At 45.3% G+C, this 24,872-nt stretch carries 18 protein-coding genes; 6 read left to right on the forward strand and 12 right to left on the reverse strand.

The features are described 5' to 3' along the window. Positions 1-36 precede the first annotated feature (36 nt). Positions 37-1,710: a DNA repair protein RecN gene (gene recN / locus V1358_RS05165; RefSeq protein ID WP_347392820.1), complete on the forward strand. Its 1,674-nt coding sequence runs from the start codon at positions 37-39 to the stop codon at positions 1,708-1,710. A gap of 51 nt (positions 1,711-1,761) precedes the next feature. On the opposite strand, the gene V1358_RS05170 is transcribed toward recN, so the two are convergent. The 4 genes from V1358_RS05170 to V1358_RS05185 form a co-directional block, all read right to left on the reverse strand. Next, the gene (locus tag V1358_RS05170; RefSeq protein WP_347392821.1) at positions 1,762-3,177 is read right to left on the reverse strand and encodes an FAD-dependent oxidoreductase; all 1,416 of its coding nucleotides are present in this window, start codon (positions 3,175-3,177) and stop codon (positions 1,762-1,764) included. 8 nt (positions 3,178-3,185) lie between these two features. Continuing rightward, positions 3,186-7,643: a glutamate synthase large subunit gene (gene gltB, locus V1358_RS05175; protein ID WP_347392822.1), complete on the reverse strand. Its 4,458-nt coding sequence runs from the start codon at positions 7,641-7,643 to the stop codon at positions 3,186-3,188. 348 nt (positions 7,644-7,991) lie between these two features. After that, positions 7,992-8,906 (reverse strand): substrate-binding periplasmic protein, encoded by a 915-nt coding sequence (locus V1358_RS05180; RefSeq protein WP_347392823.1) that lies wholly within the window; start codon positions 8,904-8,906, stop codon positions 7,992-7,994. An 89-nt stretch (positions 8,907-8,995) separates the two neighbouring features. Beyond that, complete coding sequence (locus V1358_RS05185) at positions 8,996-9,343, reverse strand: Grx4 family monothiol glutaredoxin (protein ID WP_347390910.1); 348 nt, start codon at positions 9,341-9,343, stop codon at positions 8,996-8,998. 363 nt (positions 9,344-9,706) lie between these two features. On the opposite strand from V1358_RS05185, the gene V1358_RS05190 reads away from it, so the two are divergent. The 4 genes from V1358_RS05190 (at position 9,707) to V1358_RS05205 (ending at position 15,272) form a co-directional block, all read left to right on the forward strand. After that, complete coding sequence (locus tag V1358_RS05190; protein WP_347390911.1) at positions 9,707-10,291, forward strand: superoxide dismutase; 585 nt, start codon at positions 9,707-9,709, stop codon at positions 10,289-10,291. Between the two features lie 222 nt (positions 10,292-10,513). Beyond that, a complete protein-coding gene (locus tag V1358_RS05195) occupies positions 10,514-12,436 on the forward strand; it encodes a PrkA family serine protein kinase (protein ID WP_347390912.1) in 1,923 nt (640 codons plus the stop codon). A gap of 28 nt (positions 12,437-12,464) precedes the next feature. Next, entirely contained in the window at positions 12,465-13,751 is a 1,287-nt protein-coding gene (locus tag V1358_RS05200; RefSeq protein WP_347390913.1) for a YeaH/YhbH family protein, read from the forward strand. Between the two features lie 15 nt (positions 13,752-13,766). Continuing rightward, positions 13,767-15,272: a SpoVR family protein gene (locus V1358_RS05205; protein WP_347390914.1), complete on the forward strand. Its 1,506-nt coding sequence runs from the start codon at positions 13,767-13,769 to the stop codon at positions 15,270-15,272. Positions 15,273-15,344: 72 nt separating this feature from the next. Here V1358_RS05205 and V1358_RS05210 read toward each other — a convergent pair whose 3' ends face one another. From V1358_RS05210 to V1358_RS05235, 6 genes are all read right to left on the reverse strand, one after another. Continuing rightward, positions 15,345-16,484 (reverse strand): type 1 glutamine amidotransferase domain-containing protein, encoded by a 1,140-nt coding sequence (locus tag V1358_RS05210; RefSeq protein WP_347392824.1) that lies wholly within the window; start codon positions 16,482-16,484, stop codon positions 15,345-15,347. 73 nt (positions 16,485-16,557) lie between these two features. Next, positions 16,558-17,862, reverse strand: coding sequence for a sensor histidine kinase (locus tag V1358_RS05215; protein WP_347392825.1), 1,305 nt, complete (start codon positions 17,860-17,862; stop codon positions 16,558-16,560). Positions 17,863-17,877: 15 nt separating this feature from the next. Then, entirely contained in the window at positions 17,878-18,564 is a 687-nt protein-coding gene (locus V1358_RS05220; RefSeq protein ID WP_347392826.1) for a response regulator transcription factor, read from the reverse strand. Positions 18,565-18,580: 16 nt separating this feature from the next. Continuing rightward, the gene (locus V1358_RS05225) at positions 18,581-20,047 is read right to left on the reverse strand and encodes a S41 family peptidase (RefSeq protein WP_347392827.1); all 1,467 of its coding nucleotides are present in this window, start codon (positions 20,045-20,047) and stop codon (positions 18,581-18,583) included. A gap of 131 nt (positions 20,048-20,178) precedes the next feature. Continuing rightward, positions 20,179-21,141 (reverse strand): sensor domain-containing diguanylate cyclase, encoded by a 963-nt coding sequence (locus V1358_RS05230; protein ID WP_347390919.1) that lies wholly within the window; start codon positions 21,139-21,141, stop codon positions 20,179-20,181. Positions 21,142-21,143: 2 nt separating this feature from the next. Next, positions 21,144-22,148 carry a response regulator gene (locus tag V1358_RS05235; RefSeq protein WP_347390920.1) on the reverse strand — a complete coding sequence of 335 codons (1,005 nt, stop codon included), beginning with the start codon at positions 22,146-22,148 and terminating at the stop codon, positions 21,144-21,146. A gap of 177 nt (positions 22,149-22,325) precedes the next feature. Here V1358_RS05235 and tpx point away from each other — a divergent pair, with 177 nt between their 5' ends. Continuing rightward, on the forward strand, positions 22,326-22,919 hold the full coding sequence (gene tpx / locus V1358_RS05240) for a thiol peroxidase (RefSeq protein WP_440589869.1): 594 nt from the start codon (positions 22,326-22,328) through the stop codon (positions 22,917-22,919). Positions 22,920-22,957: 38 nt separating this feature from the next. Here the strand turns inward: tpx and hemH are convergent, their stop codons facing one another. Together hemH and adk are read right to left on the reverse strand one after the other, a co-directional pair. Next, positions 22,958-23,962 carry a ferrochelatase gene (gene hemH, locus V1358_RS05245; protein WP_347392828.1) on the reverse strand — a complete coding sequence of 335 codons (1,005 nt, stop codon included), beginning with the start codon at positions 23,960-23,962 and terminating at the stop codon, positions 22,958-22,960. 101 nt (positions 23,963-24,063) lie between these two features. Further along, entirely contained in the window at positions 24,064-24,708 is a 645-nt protein-coding gene (gene adk, locus V1358_RS05250; protein ID WP_347392829.1) for an adenylate kinase, read from the reverse strand. Positions 24,709-24,872: the final 164 nt, after the last annotated feature.

The raw sequence follows: 24,872 nt of genomic DNA on the forward strand, positions 1-24,872 counted from the left end.
AATTAACAGTTAATAATAACTGGATGGATAAACAGTATGCTTTCGGGATTAACCATTTCTAATTTTGCTATTGTCAGCGAGCTTGAAACCCAATGGCATGCAGGTATGACTGCGATTACCGGAGAAACAGGTGCCGGTAAGTCAATTGCGATTGATGCTTTGTCATTGTGCCTTGGTGAGCGTGCAGATGCCGCAGCAGTGAGGCCAAGTGCGAAACAAGCTGATATTAGCGCCCGTTTTGATATCAGCAATTTGCCTAAAGCACAAAAGTATTTGCAAGAGCATATGCTTGAAGGTGATGAAAATGAATGTTTATTGCGCCGTGTCGTTGCTAAAAATGGCCGCAGCAAAAGCTATATCAATGGCGTTGCAGTCACCGCAGCCCAGCTTAAGGAGTTGGGACAATACCTTATTTCTATTCATGGCCAACATGCCCACCAGTTATTGCTAAAGAACGATCACCAACTGCACTTAGTTGATGAATATGCGGGTCATAAGTCGCTAATCGATAACACTGCTGCTGCGTATTCCCACTACCAAACCTTACTTAAAGAACTCAAAGAGCTTGAAGCAAAAAACGCACAGCAGCAAGCTCAGAAGCAATTGCTAGAATACCAAGTTGCTGAACTTGATGAGTTTGCTCTAGAGGAAGGAGAGTTCGAACAAATCGAAGCTGAGCACAATAAGCTAAGTCACTCTCAGCACCTTCTAGAAGGCACCCAAAAGCAACTTTACGCCCTGTACGAAGGGGACGAACAAACTATTAATGGCGCCCTGCAACATAGCGCCATAGCAATCTGCGAACTCGCTGCTATTGACTCATCGCTTGAAGGCATTGCTACTATGCTTAATGATGCATGTGTGCAGGTAGAAGAAGCAAGTCGCGAATTACGTAGCTACTGCGACAGTGCGGAACTAGACCCAGAGCGCCTTGCTCAGTTAGATGAGCGCTTGGGCAACGCTATCAGTCTTGCGCGTAAGCACATGGTGGAGCCAAGTGCACTAGTTGATCACCACCTTGAGATTAAAGCGAGTCTACAAGCCATTTGTGTTGATGATGAGCGGCTATCACAATTGGATGCAGAAATTGCCGACGCTCTGGCAAATTACCAACATCATAGTGAGTTGCTATCACAAAGTCGCCAAGCGGCGGCGACACAGTTGAGTTCACTAATTGGTGCCAGCATGCATGAATTGTCGATGGAGAATGGCCGCTTTAATATTGAGCTCGATTTTGACAAAGAGCGTGTACCATCGCGACTGGGTCAGGACCGCATCGAGTTTTTAGTATCAACCAACCCAGGTCAACCGATGCAAGCTCTATCAAAAGTGGCGTCAGGCGGCGAATTGTCGCGTATTAGTTTGGCAATTCAGGTCATTATCGCGCAACGAGTTACGACCCCAACATTGATTTTTGACGAAGTGGATGTGGGTATCTCAGGCCCTACTGCGGCGGCCGTTGGTAAATTACTGCGTCGGTTGGGCGAATCAACCCAAGTCATTTGTGTTACTCACTTACCGCAAGTTGCATCAAGTGCCATGAACCAATTCTTTGTTGCCAAAGAGGTCGCCAATGATGAGACTTATACACAAATGAAGTCGCTCAATTTGCAAGGCCGTATTGATGAAATTGCACGCTTATTAGGCGGCGATAACATTAGTAAAACAACGCTCGCAAATGCCCAAGAATTAATATCTGCACACGGCTGAACACAAAAAAGCAGGCTTTAAGCCTGCTTTTTTTCATCATCATGATGAGTTTTACACTTCAAGATAATCCATAATGCCTTCAGCGGCATTACGCCCCTCGAAAATGGCTGTCACAACGAGGTCTGAACCGCGAACTGCATCACCGCCAGCGAAAATTTTCGGGTTAGTGGTTTGATGCGTGTAGGCGCCTTGCTCAGGGGCCGTGATACCGCCCCAAGAGTTGATTTCAACGCCAAATGGTTCTAACCACTGCATTTTATGTGGCTGAAAACCAAACGCCATTAACACCGCATCGGCAGCGATAACGTGCTCTGAGCCTTCTACCTCTTCAGCGCGACGACGACCATTAGCGTCCGGGTCTGCGAGTTGGGTTTTGACCATGCGAACACCTGTGACTTGGCCCTGTTCGTTCACTTCAATACCTTTTGGCTGAACATTAAAGACAAACTCCACACCTTCCTCTTTAGCGTTCTTAACTTCACGCTTTGAGCCCGGCATGTTCTCTTCATCACGACGGTAGGCACAAATCACATGCTGTGCCTGTTGACGTACAGAGGTGCGCACACAATCCATCGCAGTATCACCACCACCGAGCACAACAACACGTTTACCTTGCATATCTAGATACGGATCGTTGCTCTCATCATAGCCCATAACTCTGTTGGTGTTACCAATCAAGAATGGTAAGGCATCATAAACACCTTGAGCATCTTCATTTTCCAAGTTACCACGCATACTCTGATAGGTACCGACACCTAAGAACACTGCGTCGTATTGATCAATGATCTGCTGTAGTTCAATGTCTTTGCCAACTTCGGTATTGAGCCTAAACTCAACGCCCATTTCCGTGAATATTTCACGGCGACGCTGCATCACTTCTTTTTCAAGTTTGAACGAAGGAATACCAAACGTCAGTAGGCCACCTATTTCAGGGTGGCGGTCAAACACCACTGGTTTTACACCATTGCGTACTAGCACATCCGCACAGCCAAGACCTGCTGGGCCAGCACCGATGATAGCCACTTTTTTGTCGGTCCATACTACGTGCTTCATATCGGGCTTCCACCCCATCGCAAATGCAGTGTCGGTAATATACTTCTCTATATTACCTATAGTTACGGCACCAAACTCCTCATTTAGCGTACATGCACCCTCGCATAAACGGTCTTGTGGACAAACACGGCCACACACCTCCGGTAAGCTGTTGGTGCGATGTGAAAGCTCTGCGGCTTCGAGAATACGTCCCGTACGAATCAGCTTTAACCACTGCGGAATGTAGTTATGTACTGGGCATTTCCATTCGCAATACGGGTTACCACAATCAAGGCAACGATCCGCCTGTGAGTCCACCTGATTTTGCGAGAAAGGTTCATATATCTCAACAAACTGTTGTTTACGTGCAGAAATCGGCTTTTTGCGCGGGTCTACACGTTGCACATCGATGAACTGATAAACATTCTGGCTCATACTTCCTCCTACTGTGCCTGCACGCGCAATTCAGCGCTGCTGCGGGCACGGTGGCCCAATAAACTATTCACATCACTGGATTTTGGCTTCACTAATTTGAACAAAGGTAAATACAAATCAAAGTTAGCCAAAATAGCCTCGGCCCGTTGAGAGCCGGTCAAGTCTAAGTGCTCAGCAATCAAACCACGCAAGTGCTCTTGGTGCGTCGCCAAGGTATCAAGCTCAACTGTTTCCACAAGTTCAGGATTCATGCGTTTTTCAAAGTCCTTGCCCTCGTCCAACACGTAAGCAAAGCCGCCTGTCATACCAGCACCGAAGTTAATCCCTACTTTGCCAAGTACACACACAACACCACCAGTCATGTACTCACAACCGTTGTCACCCAAACCTTCAATCACAGCTGTCACACCCGAGTTACGAACCGCAAAACGCTCCCCTGCGCAGCCTGCAGCATACAATTTGCCGCCGGTCGCCCCGTACAAACAGGTGTTACCTACAATGGCCGCTTGATGAGATTGGAAACACGAACCTAACGGTGGACGCACTACCAATCGACCGCCCGCCATGCCTTTGCCGACATAGTCATTGGCATCACCAATTAGGGTCATTTCCAGACCACCAGCGTTGAACACGCCGAATGATTGGCCTGCAGTTCCGTGTAGCTCAATACGCACAGGATCTGCTGCCATGCCCTGATTGCCATACTTTGACGCGATATAACCAGAGAGCATGCCACCTACCGAACGGTCTGTATTACAGATACGGCTGACAAGGTTCGTACCCGACATTTTGTCGATTGCATCTTTGGCTTTGTCTAACAACTCTTCATTCAAACTACCTGTGTAGTGAGAGGTGTTCGGCGTCGAACAATAGAGCGATTGGCCGCTTACATTGTTTGGTTGTGCAAGCAGATTCGATAAATCGAGTTTTTGCTGTTTAGCCGTTCTGCCTTCAATGACCTCAAGTAAGTCAGTTCGACCGATCAAATCAACTAAGCGTTTAACACCCAGCGCTGCCATTAGCTCTCGCGCTTCTTGGGCGATAAACTTGAAGTAGTTCATCGCCATTTCTGGCAGGCCGTGATAATGCTTAGCACGCAAGGTTTCATCCTGCGTTGCTACACCGGTCGCACAGTTATTCAAGTGACAAATACGCAGGTATTTACAACCTAAAGCAACCATGGGTCCGGTGCCAAAGCCAAAGCTTTCCGCACCCAGAATAGCCGCTTTAATAATATCTAGACCGGTTTTTAATCCGCCGTCTGTTTGTAGGCGAATGCGATGACGCAGACCATTCTCAACCAGCGCTTGCTGGGTCTCAGCAAGTCCGAGTTCCCACGGGCTACCTGCATACTTCACTGACGATAATGGGCTCGCCCCTGTACCGCCGTCATAGCCTGCAATCGTGATCAAATCAGCATAGGCTTTAGCCACACCAGTGGCGATTGTGCCCACCCCAGGCTCTGATACTAACTTCACCGAAATCATGGCGTCAGGGTTAACCTGCTTAAGGTCAAAAATAAGCTGCGCTAAGTCTTCAATAGAATAGATATCATGATGCGGTGGAGGCGAAATCAAGGTCACGCCCGGAACCGAATAGCGCAGTTTAGCGATGTAGGGTGTCACCTTCTCACCTGGAAGCTGGCCACCTTCACCCGGTTTTGCGCCCTGTGCCACCTTGATTTGGATGACATCTGCACTGCGTAAATAATGCGGAGTTACCCCAAAACGCCCAGAAGCAACCTGCTTAATACGCGAGTTCTTTTCTGTGCCATAACGTAGCTTGTCTTCCCCGCCTTCACCGGAGTTGGAACACCCACCCAAGCGGTTCATCGCAATCGCCAGTGCTTCGTGTGCTTCTGGTGACAACGCACCGATACTCATCGCTGCGGAGTCAAAACGCTTGTATAAATCTGTTGCCGGCTCAACTTCATCAATAGAAATCGACTGAGTATCAGATTTGAGGGCAAGCAAATCCCGTAACGTGGTAATAGGTCGATTGTTTACCAAATCAGCGTACTCTTGGTAGTCGCTATACTGACCTGATCGCACGGCTTTTTGCAGCGTTTGCACTACATCTGGATTGTACGCGTGATATTCACCGCCATGCACAAACTTCAATAGACCACCATGGCTCAATAACTTACGTGAGCTAAACGCCAGTTTACGCAAACTCAACTGGTCACTTTCAAAGTCTTCAAAACAGGCTCCATTGATTCGGTTAGCCACACCTTTGAAACACATTTCCACTACATCATTTGACAGACCGACCGCTTCAAACAACATTGAACAACGATAAGAAGCAACAGTACTGATACCCATCTTGGACATGATTTTAAATAACCCTTTGTTGATCGCATTGCGATAAGACAAGGTTACTTCACGGTATGTTTTGTCAATAATCTTGCTGTCACTCATCGCCACCAGCGATTCATAAGCAAGATATGGATAGATAGCGGTCGCACCAAAACCTAATAACACAGCAAATTGGTGTGGATCGCGCGCACTGCCCGTTTCAATAATGATGTTTGTGTCACAACGCAAGTTGTTATTAACTAAGCGTTGTTGCACAGCCCCTACAGCCATTGCCGCTGGGATTGGTAAACTGTCTTGAGTGATTTGACGGTCACTAAGGATCAGCATAACCACGCCGGATTCTGCTTTGCGCTGTGCTTCATCACAAATGCGCTCAATCGCTTGAGCAAGTGTCTCATCACTGGTGTAATTCAAATCAATTTGGCTGTGCGAGTAATACTCATGACTTGCTGTGCGCAACTGCACCATGTCTGAATACATCAAAATAGGCGAGTCGAATTGCAGACGTTTCGCATGACCGGTGGTTTCATTAAATACGTTTTGCTCACTGCCGATACACGTAGTCAACGACATCACGTGGTTTTCACGCAAGGGGTCAATCGGTGGGTTCGTTACCTGAGCAAATTTCTGTCGGAAATAGTCGTACAGCGAGCGATGTCCTTCGGATAGCACAGCAAAGGGCGTGTCATCACCCATTGAACCTGTGGCTTCTTGGCCATTTTCACCCATTACACGAATAACTTGGTCGAGCTCTTCATTGGTGTAGGCAAACATCTTTTGATAGATAAGCAATGTGTCATCATCAAAAGAGCGATTGCCGGCTTCTTTATCACTGAGTTGCTCGAACGGCGTTAGACGCTTGACGTTTTGCTCGAGCCACTGTTTGTATGGATGACGCGCTTTAAGGTCTTGGTCAATCTCATCGGAGTGCCAAATTTTACCATGCAGCGTGTCAACAACCATCAACTCGCCCGGACCAACACGGCCTTTTTCAATGACTTCGTCCGCGGCGTAATCCCAAATACCGACCTCAGAGGCAAGCGTGATGAAACCATCTTGGGTAACGACATAACGTGCTGGACGCAGACCATTTCTATCAAGGTTACACGCGGCAAAGCGGCCATCAGACATAACTATGCCCGCAGGTCCGTCCCACGGTTCCATGTGCATAGAGTTAAAGTCGTAGAATGCACGTAAGTCCTCATCCATCGCTCTGTTTTTCTGCCACGCAGGCGGCACAAGCATGCGCATCGCACGGAATAAGTCCATACCACCTGCAAGAAACAGTTCGAGCATGTTATCTAGGCTCGATGAGTCGGAACCGCTTTCATTGACAAATGGTGCGGCCGTTTGCAGATCAGGAAGCAAAGGTGATGAGAATTTGTATGCACGAGCCCGTGCCCACTGACGGTTACCCGTGATGGTATTAATCTCACCATTGTGCGCTAGATATCTAAACGGTTGTGCCAATGGCCATCGCGGCTGCGTGTTTGTTGAGAAACGTTGGTGGAACACACAAATCGCTGACGTCATGCGCATATCAGCAAGGTCTAGATAAAAGTTCGGTAAATCTACCGGCATCATCAAGCCTTTGTAGACCGTCACTAATCCAGAGAGACTAGCGATATAAAAGTCTTGGTCGTCAACTAACTGTTGCTCAATGCGGCGACGCGCTATATACAATCGGCGCTCTAAGTCTTTCGGACGCCAGCCTTCAGGGGCGCTAACAAAAACTTGGACAAACTGAGGTAGTTGCTCAATGGCAATCTCACCGAGGTAGCTGTTATCGGTAGGTACATCACGCCAACCAACCAAAGTCAGTGTTTCTTTTTCTAGTTCTTTACTTATAACCTGTTTGGCTGCATGCGCTCTAACGGGATCTTGGCTTAAGAAAATCATCCCGACCGCATAGTTTTTCCCCAATAACCACTCATTTTCTTTGGCGATTGCACGAAAGAAGCTATCCGGTTTCTGCATTAACAAACCACAACCATCACCGGTTTTACCGTCCGCAGAAATACCGCCACGGTGCTCCATACGAGCCAAACCAGTGATCGCTGTTCGAATTAGTTTATGGCTGGCCTGACCGTTTATCTGAGCGATCAAACCAAAGCCGCAATTATCTTTTACTAACGTTGAGTCATATAACATTGTGGACTCCTCCCCCCTTGCTACTGCGCGCTTGTCACTGTGCTGATAAAGACAAAGTAGTGACTTAACGGACCGTCAACGCTAACCCTTTGCACACAGGGTGTCAACGAAATATTGAATACATATTCACATTCTTGAATATTTTTCATTGTTTGTAAACACAGGGTAAAAGTAAACACTTTGCACTATTTAGCTGCTTTATTTTCGTTATTTTTACAATGACACCAGTGTCAAAACAAAAAATAGACGATGCACGCAAAGGTAAAGCAGCAGTTTACGTTAACGTAAACCTACAATCAAAATGAATAATTATTCACACCAAGAATAACTATTCATTGCCAATTATGGCTAGTCTTGATGGCATAGTTGCTTGATTTTCGCCGTGATTTGCTTGTCTACCTGGGCGTTGTTGAGGGTAGCGATGGCTGTATTTATATCGCTTTGTAGCGTTTGCCATTGAGGACGCGCTTTGGACAGCGCAAAATAAAGTTGCTGTTCGATGATGCTTGGTTCAAGTTGTGAATATAGATTCGTACTGATGCCCTTACGCTTGGCGACGGTGTTGATCACAAAAGGATCACCGATTATTAGGTTTACTCGATTATTAACAAGCAAATCCAAATTTTGGGCATCATCAATAGCCTGTTGTACCACCACCTTCCCGCTGTCGAGCACCTTATCCACATCCGGTGCATTTTGATACCCACGCACTACGCCAACGGAGTAGTTAGGTAACTCATCAGGTGTGGGTGACTTTTTTATCTGGCTCTTTGCCGCACTGAAATAATGAAGAGGTGTGTGAGAAAATGGCACCGACATCGCTAAATGCTGTAATCGAGTGTCACCAATTACCACATCGGAAGGCGCTGATGCTTCTATCTCATATTCGGGCGCAAGAATATCTGCATGACCCAACTCCACCATGCGTACAGCGCGCGCCCACGGTAGGAAACGAAATTCGGGGTTATATCCTGCCTCAATAAGTACAGCACTCATGTAATGCAACAACCACCCGCCTTGGCACTGCTGAGAGCCTATATAAGGCGGCCAATCCAGAGTTGCTATTACCACTCGCTTGGGCTGCCCTGCTGCTACAGACAAAGTTTTCCCTTGCCACCGAGCTACATAATCATGTTGCTGCTCATCAACTTGGTAGTTAATGAGAATAAGACGATTGCTCTGCTGAGCAAAACAGGTGAAGGTCATGCAAGCACATAGTGTCGCTATCGTTAGCACTGCAAAAAAACGCTGAACTGATGACATCACACTCCTCCATAAGGACTATGTATTGAGTGTAATAGAAGTTAACAATAAGAAAAGGAAAAAGAAAAGCCGGCTTAGCCGGCTTTTTATTATTCTGCGCTGTCTGCGTCAGCTTCTTTGTATTTTGCCGCAGTTTCTTGAATCAAAGGCTGAAGTTCGCCGCGCTGGAACATTTCAATAATGATGTCACAACCACCAATCAACTCACCTTCAACCCATAACTGAGGGAACGTCGGCCAATTTGCGTATTGTGGTAACTCAGCACGAATATCTGGGTTTTGTAGAATATCTACATAAGCAAATTGCTCTCCACACGACATCAAGGCTTGAGAAGCCTGCGAAGAAAAGCCGCAGCTTGGTAATTTAGGCGAACCCTTCATATATAGCAGAATAGGGTTTTCAGCGATTTGCTGTTTGATCTTATCGATGGTTTCCATTAACAACCTCAATTTCTGTTTTAAGCGATGGTTTAAGTTGAAAACCACCACTGTAACCACAATGTCTATGAATGCGTGTAATGTTAAAGCAAACAGCACTAGGTTAATAGCCACAGTGAGGGGAAAGTTACAAGCACATGATGCAGTTGCAATCTACAGGCATTAGCTTAAAAAACACCTATGCTTATACGCTCACTTGCGATATTGGGTGATTGACACCGTCGTTAGGCGTTGCTGTTTGTTTAAACTTGAGTAAAATACTCAGGAATTATAGTAACACTATAATGGCTTTCAGTATATAAAACGCTGCTGTCGCAGCTACCCTGTCAGCCCTTTTTCAAATAAAGACAGATGGAGAAAAACATGGCATTTGAACTACCGTCACTACCGTATGAAATCAATGCACTAGAGCCGCACATTTCTCAGGAAACACTTGAGTTCCACCACGGTAAGCACCACAACACTTACGTAGTTAAACTTAACGGCTTAATCGAAGGTACTGATTTCGAAGGTAAATCACTTGAAGAGATCGTATGTTCATCAGAAGGCGGTGTTTTTAACAATGCTGCACAAATCTGGAACCACACGTTCTACTGGCACAGCCTATCGCCAAATGGCGGTGGTGTTGCAACGGGTGCGGTTGCTGACGCGATCAACGCTAAATGGGGTTCTTTCGAAGCGTTCCAAGAAGCATTCAACGACAAAGCAGTTAACAACTTCGGTTCAAGCTGGACTTGGTTAGTAAAAACTGCTGACGGTTCACTAGACATCGTTAACACATCAAATGCTGCTACACCTCTGACTGAAGCGGGTGTAACTCCACTTCTTACAGTGGACTTGTGGGAACACGCTTACTACATCGACTACCGCAACGTGCGTCCTGATTACCTAAAAGGTTTCTGGGCTCTAGTTAACTGGGATTTCGCGAACCAAAACTTCGCAGCTTAATTCCTACGCATTAAGTGAAGTGAAAATTTTTCACGCTTAATTTGCCAAATATTTAGCCGCAGTAGCATGAGTTACTGCGGCTTTTTTATGCCCGATTACCCATATTGGGACCGCAGTAAATAACTAATTTATTTCGCAAAATTTCATATCACTGTCTAAGCTTTAATTACCGAGTGGCATCTTTACCTTTTCATTTTCGCTTTAGGTTACTTGGAGGTCGATATGACAATTTTCGAGCATTATCAATCACGGTTTGAAGCATCCCAAGAAGAAGAATACACTGTCAGCGAGTTCCTAGAACTGTGCAAATCTGACAAAACCGCCTATGCAACCGCAGCAGAGAGGTTACTCACGGCCATTGGTGAGCCGCAAATGGTCGACACCTCCAAAGACGCGATACTGAGCCGGTTGTTCTCCAACCGTGTCATCGCACGATATCCCGCGTTTAGCGAATTTTATGGGATGGAAGATGCCATTGAGCAAATTGTTTCCTACCTCAAACATGCGGCACAAGGCCTAGAAGAGTGTAAACAAGTCCTCTACTTACTGGGCCCTGTTGGTGGTGGTAAATCCTCCATCGCAGAGAAGCTCAAGTACTTGATGCAGCAAGTGCCTATTTACAGTTTGAAAGGGTCGCCAGTTAATGACCATCCACTGAGTTTATTTAATGCGGTGGAAGACGGTGAGTTGCTGGAAACTGAGTACGGGATTAAAAAACGTTACTTAAGAACGATAATGTCGCCTTGGGCAGCTAAACGCCTAAAAGAATACAACGGTGACATCAGCCAGTTTAAAGTCGTTAAACGCTACCCCTCCATATTGAATCAAATCGCTATTGCCAAAACAGAACCCGGAGATGAAAACAACCAAGACATCTCAGCACTCGTCGGGAAAGTGGATATTCGTAAGCTAGAGCATTTTGCCCAAAATGACCCAGATGCGTATGCCTACTCCGGCGCGTTGTGTCTAGCGAACCAAGGTTTGATGGAATTTGTGGAAATGTTTAAAGCGCCTATCAAAGTGCTGCACCCACTACTTACAGCAACCCAAGAAGGTAACTACAATGGCACGGAGGGCATTTCAGCCTTACCTTTCAGTGGCATTATTCTCGCTCACTCCAATGAATCTGAGTGGCAAACATTTAAGAATAACAAGAATAACGAAGCCTTCTTAGACCGTGTATACATAGTTAAAGTACCTTATTGCCTACGCGTTTCTGAAGAAGTCAAAATCTACGATAAATTACTACAAAACAGTGAGCTCAGCGACGCTCCGTGCGCACCAGGAACATTAGAAACCCTAGCCAAATTCTCGGTGTTATCACGTATTAAAGAACCTGAAAACTCAAGTATTTATTCAAAAATGCGAGTCTATGATGGCGAAAGTCTCAAAGACACCGACCCTAAAGCTAAGTCCTACCAAGAATACCGTGACTACGCTGGTGTTGATGAGGGCATGACGGGTCTATCGACGCGCTTTTCCTTCAAAATCCTCTCTCGCGTGTTCAACTTTGATCACAGCGAAGTGGCCGCTAACCCAGTACACCTATTCTATGTGTTAGAACAGCAAATAGAACGCGAACAGTATAGCGCGGAGGTGCAAGAGCGTTACTTATCACACTTGAAAGGCTACCTTATCCCACAATATGTTGAGTTTATAGGTAAAGAGCTACAAACCGCTTACTTGGAGTCATACTCAGAATACGGACAAAATATCTTTGACCGTTATGTAACCTACGCCGATTTCTGGATTCAAGACCAAGAATACCGCGATCCAGATACGGGCCAACTCTTTGACCGTTCGGCTCTTAATGCTGAACTCGAGAAAATTGAAAAGCCAGCAGGTATTTCAAATCCGAAAGACTTCCGCAACGAAATCGTTAACTTTGTTCTGCGGGCACGCGCACACAACAATGGTAAGAATCCGCTGTGGACCAGTTACGAGAAACTGCGCACCGTTATCGAGAAGAAAATGTTCTCTAATACTGAGGACTTGCTGCCGGTCATCTCGTTTAATACCAAAACATCTGCTGATGATCAGAAAAAGCACGAAGACTTTGTTAATCGCATGGTCGACAAAGGCTACACCCAGAAACAAGTTAGGTTGTTATCTGAATGGTACTTACGCGTTCGTAAGTCACAGTAACGCCTTGATGTAGGTTGAGGGGAATAATATGGCGCACTTTATTGATAGGCGCCTAAACGGCAAGAATAAAAGCACGCTTAACCGCCAACGCTTTATTCGTCGCTACAAAAAGCAGATAAAAGAAGCCGTTTCGGACGCTATAAACAAACGCAGTGTCACTGATGTATCCAGTGGCGAGAGTATCTCTATACCTGCAAAAGACATCACCGAGCCCTTTTTCCACCAAGGTCGAGGGGGTCGCCGTGAACAGGTGCACCCAGGTAATGATCAATTCAACACAGGCGATAAAATCAAACGCCCGCAAGGTGGTCAAGGGGGTGGTGCCGGTGAAGGTGAAGCCAGTGATCAAGGGGAAGGACAAGACGATTTCGTATTTTCTATCTCCAAAGATGAATATCTTGATTTACTCTTTGAAGATTTAGAGCTACCTAATTTGCAGGAAAATAGTCTCGACAAGCTGGTGCAAATGAAAACGCACCGAGCCGGATTTTGTAATGACGGTATGCCGAGCAACATCGATGTGGTGCGCTCACTGCAAGGCTCTCTTGCTCGCCGCGTGGCCATGACCGCAGGCAAGAAAAAGGAGCTTGCAGCGCTTAAGCAGCAATTGATTGAGCTTGAGCAACAACCCGTGCCAGAACAAACCAAGATAAATGCGCTGCTTGAGGAAATCGAAGCGCTTGAGCGTAAGATCTCTGCGGTGCCTTTTATCGACAACTATGATCTGCGCTTTAGAAACTATGAAAAGCGCCCTCACCCCACCTCAAAAGCGGTGATGTTTTGTTTGATGGATGTGTCAGGCTCGATGGACCAAGCCACCAAAGACATGGCCAAACGCTTTTACATCTTGCTGTATTTGTTCCTCACACGAACCTACAAAGACATTGATGTTGTGTACATCCGTCATCACACCCAAGCCAAAGAAGTGGATGAGCAGGAATTTTTCTACTCCCAAGAAACAGGCGGCACGATTGTTTCCAGTGCATTGAAGTTGATGCACCAAATCATTGCTGACAGATATTCCTCCAGTGAATGGAATATCTATGCGGCGCAAGCGTCCGATGGTGATAATTGGGCAGACGATTCACCACAATGCTCAGAACTATTGAGCACCAAAATTCTGCCTCAGGTACGTTATTACGCCTATGTTGAGATCACCAATCGCGCCCATCAAAGCTTATGGCGTGAATACGAACAACTGGCTGCCCATTTTGGTAATTTTGCTATTGAGCACATCACCGCGGTTGAAGACATTTACCCTATCTTCCGCGAGCTATTCAAAAAAAGTGCGAACAAAACGGCGCGCAGCGCGTAGCTTGGGAGGGCGAGTATGACACGTAAGCCTTTAAGTGACGGTCCGGATTGGACATTTGCATTGCTCGAAGAATACCGCGACGAAATCAAACGCGTTGCCGAGCATTATAAATTGGACACCTACCCCAATCAGATTGAAGTGATCACTGCGGAACAGATGATGGATGCCTATTCGAGCGTCGGCATGCCCATTGGCTATAACCACTGGTCCTACGGTAAGAAATTCATCCAAACTGAGCAAAACTACCGCCGCGGACAAATGGGTTTAGCGTATGAAATTGTGATCAACTCTAACCCCTGTATTGCCTACTTAATGGAAGAAAACACCATGGCAATGCAAGCGCTGGTGATGGCGCACGCCTGTTATGGCCACAACTCATTTTTCAAAGGCAATTATCTATTTAAAACCTGGACAGATGCAGGTTCTATTATTGATTACCTGCTCTTTGCCAAAAATTACATTGCTAAGTGTGAGCAAAAGTATGGCATTGACGAGGTTGAAGATATTCTCGACTCCTGCCATGCCTTGATGAATTACGGCGTCGACCGCTATAAACGGCCACAACAAATTTCTATGTTTGAGGAACAAAAGCGCCAACAGGAGCGTGAAGAGTACCTACAATCTCAAGTCAATGAGTTGTGGCGCACCATCCCCAATAGCGAACAAGAAGCCAAACAAAAGCGTGTGCGTTTTCCATCGGAGCCACAAGAAAACATTCTATATTTCATTGAAAAAAACGCTCCGCTGTTAGAGTCATGGCAGCGTGAAATCGTGCGCATCGTACGCAAAATTTCCCAGTATTTTTACCCGCAAAAGCAAACACAAGTGATGAACGAAGGCTGGGCGACGTTTTGGCATTACACATTACTTAATCACCTTTATGATGAAGGTAAACTCACAGATGGCTTTATGCTTGAAGTACTGCAAAGCCACACTAATGTGGTGTATCAGCCCCCCTACAATAGCAATTACTACTCAGGCATTAATCCCTATGCGTTGGGATTTAACATGATGGTGGACATTCGCCGTATTTGTGAAAACCCTACGGACGAAGACAAACGATGGTTCCCCGAATATGCTGGCAGTGATTGGCTAGAAACATTGCATTTTGCGATGCAAAACTTCAAAGACGAGAGCTTTATCAGCCAGTTTTTATCGCCACGGATGATCCGAGAATTTAAGCTGTTTTCGATTGTTGACGACAGTGCCGCTCCTAATCTAGAGGTCTCTGCGATTCACGATGAGTTCGGCTATCAGAAAATTCGCCAAGCGCTTTCTGCGCAGTACAACTTGAGTAATCACGAGCCCAATATCCAAGTGTATGACATCGATATTCGCGGCGATCGCTCATTGACTCTTCGCTACGTGCCGCAAAACTCGATTCCACTGGCTGACTCACGTGAAGAGGTGTTAAAGCACTTACATCGTTTATGGGGATTTACTGTGAAGCTGGAACAAGAAAATGCCGATGGCGGCATCGTTAAAATTGGCCAGTGCCCCAAGGTTGAAGAGATAGATTAACCATTGGGGCGCCTAGCTGTTTGCCAACCACCGTGCGAATTTTTTTAAGTTCAAACCCAGTTAGTGTTTCCGCTATATACCTAGTTTCTCAGCAAGACTTACAGGTAAGGTAAAGTCTGTGAATTGTTGTTTTGCGTTTTCAAAATGATGCTTTGCTTGCTGCTGATCACCCATTTCGAGATAAGTATTGATCATATGGGTCGCATACTGTGGATGCTTAAAGTATTCGCTAATTTTTTCCATCAGCTGCAATGTAATTGCTTTGTCTGGTGCTGTATCCGCTAACTTGTATGCGTATAAGCCATATAGCGCCAAGTACATGGTGTCGTAGCGCTCTGGATTTTTGGTCATCGCTATATCTAGTTGTGCGACTCCCATTGAGCGTGCCATTGCGATTAACTCCATGGTCGCTTCATCTTTAAACGCGATACGTGCAGCTGGCGTAGTTCCCATTGCAATTAAAAGGGCTTCCGCGGCTTTCGCCACCGAGGTGGGGTTTTGCGCAGTAATCAAATTGCCGTCACGCGCAACGAAGGGCAGCATTGGGTTATTGGCAATAAAATGGGCACCGCGCGCTTCAAGCTCGGTTTGCACTATCATCGGATACTTATCTAGATGCTCTTTTTTAAAGGCGCTATCTTCTACATAGGTAAAGCTATTGACGTATTTATTCGCAACATAGTAAGTGCCATCATCAAGCTTTATATTTACCAGAGCGGCAGGGCCATGACATACCGCGGCTATCGGTGTATTTGACTTGGCAAAGGTAGTGATCCATTGCTGAGTACTTGCATCGAAGGGCAAATCAAACACCGCCCCATCCCCACCCACAATAAACAGCGCATCGTAGTCATTTTCGCCCGCTTGCTCTGCGGATAAGGTGTTGGCCAACTTATCAAGGCCTGTTGTCTTTGTTTTGAAGTCAGCGACATGAGCTAAGTCATCCTTATTCGGTTTGACTAAAACAGCACCGCCCTTAGGTGTCACAATATCTACCTTAACGTTGTTGCGATGAAAGATAAGGTAGCTTTGCACTAACTCCTCTAGGTCATAAGATAGGTCAGGGTCACTATTGCCGTACCCAGAAATTAACATAGCTACTTTTTTGCTTGGCTGGTGCGCCTTTATGTCAGTGGCTGCTGCCGGAGTTGGTAATAACACATTTGCCAGTGTGAGAATGCTGCACAATGTAATTGTCAGAACGTTTTTCATAACATACCTCCTAGTTGATGAGATATATTTTATGTGCTGATGTGTCGCGCTTTTGTGAAGAAAAGGGCCTTTCTTACGACCCGAAGTCGATAAGGATCGAGAAACGTTGATGCGCAGCATCTATTTCGACATGCATAGTCCATCCACATGCAGTGCAAATACGCTCTATCAAACTTAAACCTTGACCAATACCCTCACTACTCGATGCTTTTATGCCACTTAACGTTAGATTCGCTGGCAGCGGTTCAGCAAATTGGTTAGTGAATCGAATGCTTGATTTGCTTACGAGCAGTTGAACATCTTTATCACTTGCATGAGCAACGACATTTGATAGCAGGTTGTTCACTAAGATCTCAAGCAAATTACGATTGGCAATAATCATCACCTCGTCATCAGGCATATCAATATCAAGCTCAAGAGACATGCCCTTTTGCGAGTGGTTTAATGCAAAATGGTTCAACACGCATTTTTCGATAAGTCGATTGAGTGACACTGATTGCGCCAAAGAAGATTCATTTCGAGCAAGCGCTAACAACACATCTGTTGTTTGGGTTAGCTTTTGGGTTGCACTGCGCATTTGTTTTACAGCCTGCTCTGAAAAGCAGATTTCATTCGTTTGTTTATTGGCTGGGGCGATGCTGTCAGAGTCTAGGCTCAGGGCGTTCTGTAGCACACTGATCGGTGTTCTAATTTCGTGACTGATATCTTTAGTAAAGTGCAGTTCTCTAGTGAGAGCGTCATTGAGTTGTTTGAAGCTATGGTCAATAGCATGAGCTAACTGCCCAACTTCATTGTTTGGCATCAACTTGAGGGACTGCTGAAACGATTCCTCACCTCCTTTTTCTAACTTTTTCACTGAGCAAGCTAACAACTCGAGCGGCTTTGCTATTTTACGCCCCATACGCCAGCCAAGAAAGGCTATCAAAGTACACGAAATAACGCTGAACCCAACTAACCAAACAAGCACCCCTTTTAAGTAATCTCGACTTACTTCAAACCTTTCAACATTCGCGAGCAACACGTACTCTTCACTACCTAAATAGAATCGCTTCAGGTGGTAAGTTTTTCCATCTGCAAGGCGAAACTCAACGCGATTTGGCTCATCTTGTACTACTTGTCTTATTTCAGTGGGTACTTGCTGCCAACCTTCGAAGAGTTGATATATCTGCTTATCTAATACATCGATTTTTCCAGTCGTGTGGTAGTTGTGCTTGATGGTGCTAGCTTGCTGCGATACTAGACGATTGAAGATATTATCTTCAATGACCCAGGAGTACCCAAGTACAAAGATGCTGTACAGGAGCGTCAATGTCAGCGTGACCGCAAACACCAGTTTAGTAATCGCATTGGAGATGTGAGTGTTTGCTGTGTGCTTCATGGCGTGTCGTTCTGATTATTTAGCAATAAGTCTGAAGCCAATACCGTGAACAGTCACAATCATCGGCACATCAAATGGCTTATCTACGGCGTTTCTCAATGTGTACATATGACTTCGTACCGCATCAGTTTCTGGTGCATCAGAGCCCCAAATTTTTTCAACGATCTGACGTTTACTGACCGCATTGGGGTATGCTTCGGCAATCAAGCATAATATTTCAAAGTCTTTGCTTGATAGTTTAATAACCTGCCCTTGGCGCTCAACTTCTTTAGTGCTGATATTTATTTTTAGATCACCTATTTCCGTCACTTTGGTGTGATGAAGTTTGTTGCGGCGAGCCAGTGCTATGCAACGTAAATAAACTTCCTCAAGCACATAAGGCTTAGTTAAGTAATCATCAGCTCCGGCGCCAAATCCCTCAACTTTGTGCTCTATGCTGTCTCGAGCGGTCAACATCAAAACAGGTACTAGGGTATCGCACGTTTGCTTAATTTCTTTGCATACCTGTGTACCGTCTATATCTGGCAACATTAAATCGAGCACAATAACATCATAATTATGCTCTGTAGCTAGCCTAATCGCTTGCTTCCCTGTCGATGCATAGTCAACCAAAAAGCCTTTGCGCTCAAGAAAATCGCATAGCTGGATTGCGATATCATGTGTGTCTTCTACGACTAATACTGAACTAGTGCGATGTGTCATTGTTTTACTCAACTTCTTATTCGCAGTGTTTAAGCTCATCGCTTAGGAGCAACCCGATTAATCTAAGCGATTTATCTTTTTGATTGTTGTTAGCAAATGCATAGGCGTTACTTGCTTGCACATGTTTGCACGCATTTAAATTGTAGTCGTTTAGATTGTAATGCGGCGCAACGCCACGGCGCGCTAATTCACCATTGGGTCTCACTAGCATTCGTGTTGTTACGTAAGCGCGTAGCTCAGAGTTGGGTAAGTTGAACAGATTACCTTGAGCTGACTGATTAGCATACCCTCCCGTTGCCTCACCTACCAAAGTGGCAATTCCATTGTCCTTCAACGTAGTTGCAAGCACAATCGATGCTGAATAAGTTACCGGCCCAATGAGTAAAAAAGTATCGCCGTCAAAACGCTGATCTTTACGAATCGGTGATTCCCAATCATCCCAATCTGTTACAACAATATCACCTACCTCTCCTTTATAGTTAAGCCAGCCTCTATTTTCTTCATTTAATTTTTCTTTAAGTTTTGAAATTAACCTAAAGGGTTTATCAGCAAGGTACCGAGATAAATAGGTCACTGTATCTGTATTGCCACCCGGATTGTCGCGAATATCGATAATCAGTTGCTTAATGTTCTGCTGCTTAATGTTGGCAAATGTTTGATCGACAAAGCGTTCAAATTCATTTGGGTCGATATCGAAATGACCTAAATAAATAAAACCAACACTATCAGACAACTGCTTGTAGTAATGAGCTTTTTCTGAGTAGCTAGCTACAAAACCTTGTGCTTTTTCATCCACTATCGGCCAGTTTTTATGCGCTCCAAGCTGTAACTCTTGAACCCCCTCAGGAGTAGAAACTTTAACGTCAAAATTATCTAACCATCCATAGCGCGCCCACAAGGCAATACCAAACCTCATGACCACCGCATGCTCGCGCAGTAACGCAGTTTCGCCACCGGCATAGGGCGTAAGCTGCGATAAAAGAAAGTCAGCCTCTATATCATTTATCGAAACTATCTCCGACAACATGGGGATTGCTTTATCACCTAGAATGTAAGCGTGTTTTAGCTGTAACTTGCCCTTATCATTGACACTTACGGCAAGTGGAAACGTCTGATGCCCTGCTTCACGCGCTTTATTTAGTTCCTGATATGGCCATATCAGGAATGAATGCCCGTCTTGAAAAGATGATGTCAAACTGCCAACGACTCGATAAAACTCTACCCTATTAAGTGGCTCGTGCAGGCTCGCTTTAAGCTCTTGTGCTTTTGCTCGCAGCAAAGCAAGGTCTGCATATTCTTCAATGTCGGGATGACGCTGGATAGCTCCCTCAAGTAAGGCATCTATATCAGCTCGCATCTGCACGACCGAGAGCTTTTGCAACATTAATTGATCGTCTGAAAGTTCAGGAAAAATGTCTAAGTGGCGTTGTTTGCAGCCACCCATCAGTAGCATTGATAAAATGACCAGTATTAAGGTTTTCATAAAATAACTTGTTTGTGGAGAGTACAACTAAGTTATCAAATAGGATGTGAAGGCTTTGTCGTGATTTTTATTTCTTAATACCTAAGTTTGCGTCGCAGTCATCTCTCACCCGTGGCAGTGCAGTCGGGGCGTTATTTCATATCAGACACTGAAATTTGGTTTCTGCCATTTTCTTTGGAGCGATAAAGCGCCTTATCTGCGGCTTCTATCCATTGCTCATATTGTGTGAAGCTGTCTTGGTACTGGGCGATACCGATACTGATGGTCATTTTTAGTTTGAACTCACCAACGACGACTTCTGTACTTTCAACGCGTTGGCGCAGGCGCTCTGCAAACACCTGCGCACCTTCCAAATCGGTGTCGCACAAGGTCACTACAAACTCTTCACCGCCGTAGCGCCCTGCCATATCACTCTCACGCAGTGTTGTTTTGAGCAGGCCGGCAATGTGTCTTAAGGCTTCATCCCCTGTGGCATGTCCATAGGTGTCATTGATGTTTTTGAAGTGATCGATATCCAAAATCAATAACGAACCACACCCGTTTGATCGATTCAAACGCTTAAACTCTTTAGTCAGAGTTTCTTCCCAGAAACCACGATTAGGTAATTGCGTCAGGCTGTCTGTTCTACTGACTTGCTCGAGTAATCGGTTTGCTTCTTCGAGCTCGATTTTGTTCACGGCTTCGTCAGTAACATCGTAAATGATAATACACACATGAGTGACATCGCCGGTCGTACTCGTCAATGGAATAAAGGTGGCGTTTTGGTACATATGATGCGCTTTGCCAGTGATGGGGCGGTAATTCTTAAAGCGGAATATGTAAGGTTTTTGCTCCCAAATGGTAAATGACCGGTTCTTGAGCACAAATACGGAATCTGTTTTCTTACGAAACCATTGCTCATCAATGCTTGGGAATAAATCAAATATATCTTTATCTTTTACGGCACTGGGTAACAAACCCGAGTGGTTTTCCATAAAGCCGTTCCAAATGCATACACAATATTGCCTGTCGAGCACAACCAGCCCTACGTCAACGGTGTTAAACATATCCATTAACCAATGGATCTCATGCATATTGAAATCAGCAGCAGGCATAATCAGTCTTCCAATAAATATTCGACTTTGTACTTCAGCGTACGCAGCGAATCTTCCGTGAATAACAACATCAGATCACAGTTAATATCGTGATCTTCTATTCCATAACTTATCTCGATGGCGAGTGTTCGTTGCCAGCGTGTGCGATTGGTGGCCACCAGCTCTTCCACTTCGCGGTGCTGCCCTAGCACCACAGGATGGCCTTGGGAAAAGCTCACATCCAATTGCTTTGCGAGCCCCGTTAGCACAGCCCCGATGAGGATATTACTGACGTCCATTAATAATTCGAGTTCAACATTATCAGTGAGATCACCATCGTAATTCATCAGCGATGCAATCTCTTTAAAGCTAGAGTCATTCAATAACAACAAAGCTTCCCCAGAAATACCACCACCGATGAAGCCTTGGCAAATACCCGAGGTCGCAGCATTTTGGTCAATGGAGCGCAGCGCCATGGCCAATTCATTCACCTCAAGCACATTCACGTTAGGGATTGGCAACTTCACGAATACTTTTAATAAGCGTGCCAACAAATCCCCTGCTTGTCCCATGGCAACGTTGGTTATTTCTTGATAAATATCACGAATATCAGGATCTAACTGCTCGCCTAGCTGCATCGCAATTCGCTGGCGCATCGCGCTATCTTTGATACCATGCTGATCTATAATTTGAGCTAGTTTGTTTGCATCGCAGGGTTTGGCGATGAAATCCACCGCGCCTAGTGCCAATACGCGTTCATGGGCACTGGGTTGGATATCGCCAGAAACAACGATAACAATCACTTGAATGTGACGTTCGCGAATTGCTTGTAATACTTGATATCCATCCATACCAGGCATGTTTAAATCAAGAAACAAGACTTCGGGCTTTGCGCTTTCAAGCGCAGCGAGGCACTCTTGGCCATTGGTGGCATAGCTCAGTTGTACTTCCCAGTCCTCGGGAAATGAACGTGCAAGTTGGCGGCGCGCAACTGTTGAATCGTCACAGATTAACACTGGGGTTTTCATGACTTACCGCACCTCGCACAAACGTCGTAGAATAGTTAGCTGAGCTAATGATTTTTAATGTTTTTTTAAAACTAACTAAACACAATGTTAATGAAATAATTTTATAAACTCAATTTAAATATAGTAGGCTCATTAAACTCCTTTTAATGGGACATCAATAAATAATAAGGCTACAACATGATTAAAAAACTTCTGGTCAGTTCAATTGCAGTGATGACATTTAGCTTAAGTGCCGTCGCGCAACAAAGCACCACTATTAATAACCTAGATGCTGGCAAGGTGACTGCGCAAGGTAAGCCTGTTGTTTTGCTTGGCACAGGCGTTGAAGTTGGCCAAGCTGCACCGGACTTTCGCGTTGTTGACGCAAAATTCCAAGCCAAAGGATTAGCTGATTACCAACAAAAACCTGTGTTACTAAGTGTAGTACCAAGTTTAGACACCGGCGTATGCAGTATTCAAACAAAGCACTTTAATGAACAAGTAGCAGCAAACTACCCGCAGGTAGCCATGCTAACCATCAGTACGGACTTGCCCTTTGCGCAAAAACGTTACTGCGCCGCGGAAGGCATTGATAAGTTAGAAACATTGTCGGATGCAGTATGGCGAAACTTTGCTGAAAATTACGGACTACTTATTCAAGACATGGGCATTCTAAGTCGTGCAGTGTTTGTGTTAGATAAGAACCACAAGATTGTGTACAAAGAATTAGTAAGTGAATTATCCAAAGAGCCTAATTACGACAACGCTATTGCAGCGTTAAAGGCATTGTAATGACAAGGGCGCCAATGCGCCCTTTTATGTTAATTAATTTACCAGTTAACCAACTGTGATTTAGCTAATTGAGTCAATACCGCGATATGCTCGGCAGAATCGTTTAGTGCGGGGATATAACCCAAGTGGTCGCCGCCTGCTTCTTTGAAGATGTCTGCGTTTTCCTGAGAGATTTCTTCCAAGGTTTCTAAACAGTCCGCTGCAAACGCAGGACACACGACCTGTATCGTTTTCACACCAGACTTAGCAAGGCTCTCAAGAGTTTTGTCGGTATAAGGTTGTAGCCATTCCTCGGCGCCAAAACGCGATTGGAAAGTCATCATCCACTGCTCATCTTTCAAACCAAGCTTCTTCGCCGTATTGTGAGCCGTCGCCTTACAATGTTCATAGTATGGGTCACCCTTGTTTACACAGCGTTTCGGGATGCCGTGGAAGGAGAAGATCAGTTTGTCCGCTGTGCCATGCTCTTCACGATATTTAGCAATTGAGGATGCTAGTGCGGCGATATAATCCTCACGCTCGTAGTAGTGCTTCAAAAAACGAATCTCTGGCAAATTGCGAATGGTGGCTAAATGACGATTTAGTTTGTCAAACACCGCGGCCGTAGTGGTCGCAGAATACTGCGGATACAACGGCAATACCGCGATTTTATCTATGCCTCGCGCCATCATGTCATCAATACGGCTTTGAATACTCGGCTTGCCATAAGTCATGGCGTAATCAACGTGGATATCTTCGCCAAGTTGCGACTCTATTGAGGCTTTTAATGCCAGACTTTGACGTTGGGTAATGGCACGCAATGGCGAGTCGCCGTCTTCCCAAATCTCAGCATAGGCTTTGGCCACTTTAGGAGAGCGAATGGGCAAGATGATGCCATTGAGAATGATGGACCAAAGAAAAGGGGGAATCTCTACCACACGAGTGTCAGATAAAAACTCTTTCAGATAGGCACGTACTGCTTTGGCTGTTGGCGCATCAGGCGTACCTAAGTTGACCAATAAAACACCGTAGCGACTCGGCGGCTGCGTCAGGGCTAACGACATAAATTCATTTTCCTTTTATTGATATGACGTTGATTATACCTATAAAAGTGGTGCTTAGATCAAAAAACCGCCTCGCGGCGGTTTCTTAATTTGCAAATTGCTTAGCCTAGCAGGTCTGCTAGTTGCTTGCTTACTGCTTCAACAGCTTGGGTACCGTCTAGTTTGTGGTACTGCGTGTTGCCAGCTTGCGCTTCGGCTTGGTAGTAATCTACTAGCGGCTTTGTTTGCTCGTGGTAGATAGCTAGACGCTTGCGTACAGTTTCTTCTGTGTCGTCATCACGGATGATAAGGTCTTCGCCCGTTACATCGTCTTTGCCTTCAACTTTTGGTGGGTTGTAAACAACGTGGTATACACGACCTGAACCTGGGTGTACGCGACGGCCGCCCATACGCTCAACAATGATTTCGTCAGCAACATCAAACTCAATAACGTGATCAACACTGATGCCGTTTTCTTTCATCGCGTCCGCTTGTGGGATAGTGCGTGGGAATCCATCTAGTAGAAAACCGTTTTCACAGTCAGCTTTCGCTACGCGTTCTTTTACTAGGCCAATGATAATATCGTCAGACACAAGTTGACCCGCATCCATCACTTTCTTTGCTTCTAGACCAAGCGGTGTGCCCTCAGAGATAGCTGCACGTAGCATGTCACCTGTAGAAATTTGTGGAATGCTGTACTTGTCCATTAAAAACTGAGCTTGCGTGCCTTTACCCGCACCTGGTGCGCCTAATAAAATAATGCGCATAATCGAATCCTCGTGTCTGCGTTTGGGGTTATTAAGTAAACTTAAATTTTTTCACAAGGGCGAAAGTTACTCAAGGATAAAAAGGTAAAACTTTCGTCCAAGATGGCCAATAGCCGATTTTGTAATCAAACAACATAAAAAAACCCAGCTAAGCTGGGTTCTTT

The sequence above is a fragment of the Pseudoalteromonas pernae genome, assembly GCF_039831865.1.
Taxonomy (GTDB): domain Bacteria; phylum Pseudomonadota; class Gammaproteobacteria; order Enterobacterales; family Alteromonadaceae; genus Pseudoalteromonas; species Pseudoalteromonas pernae.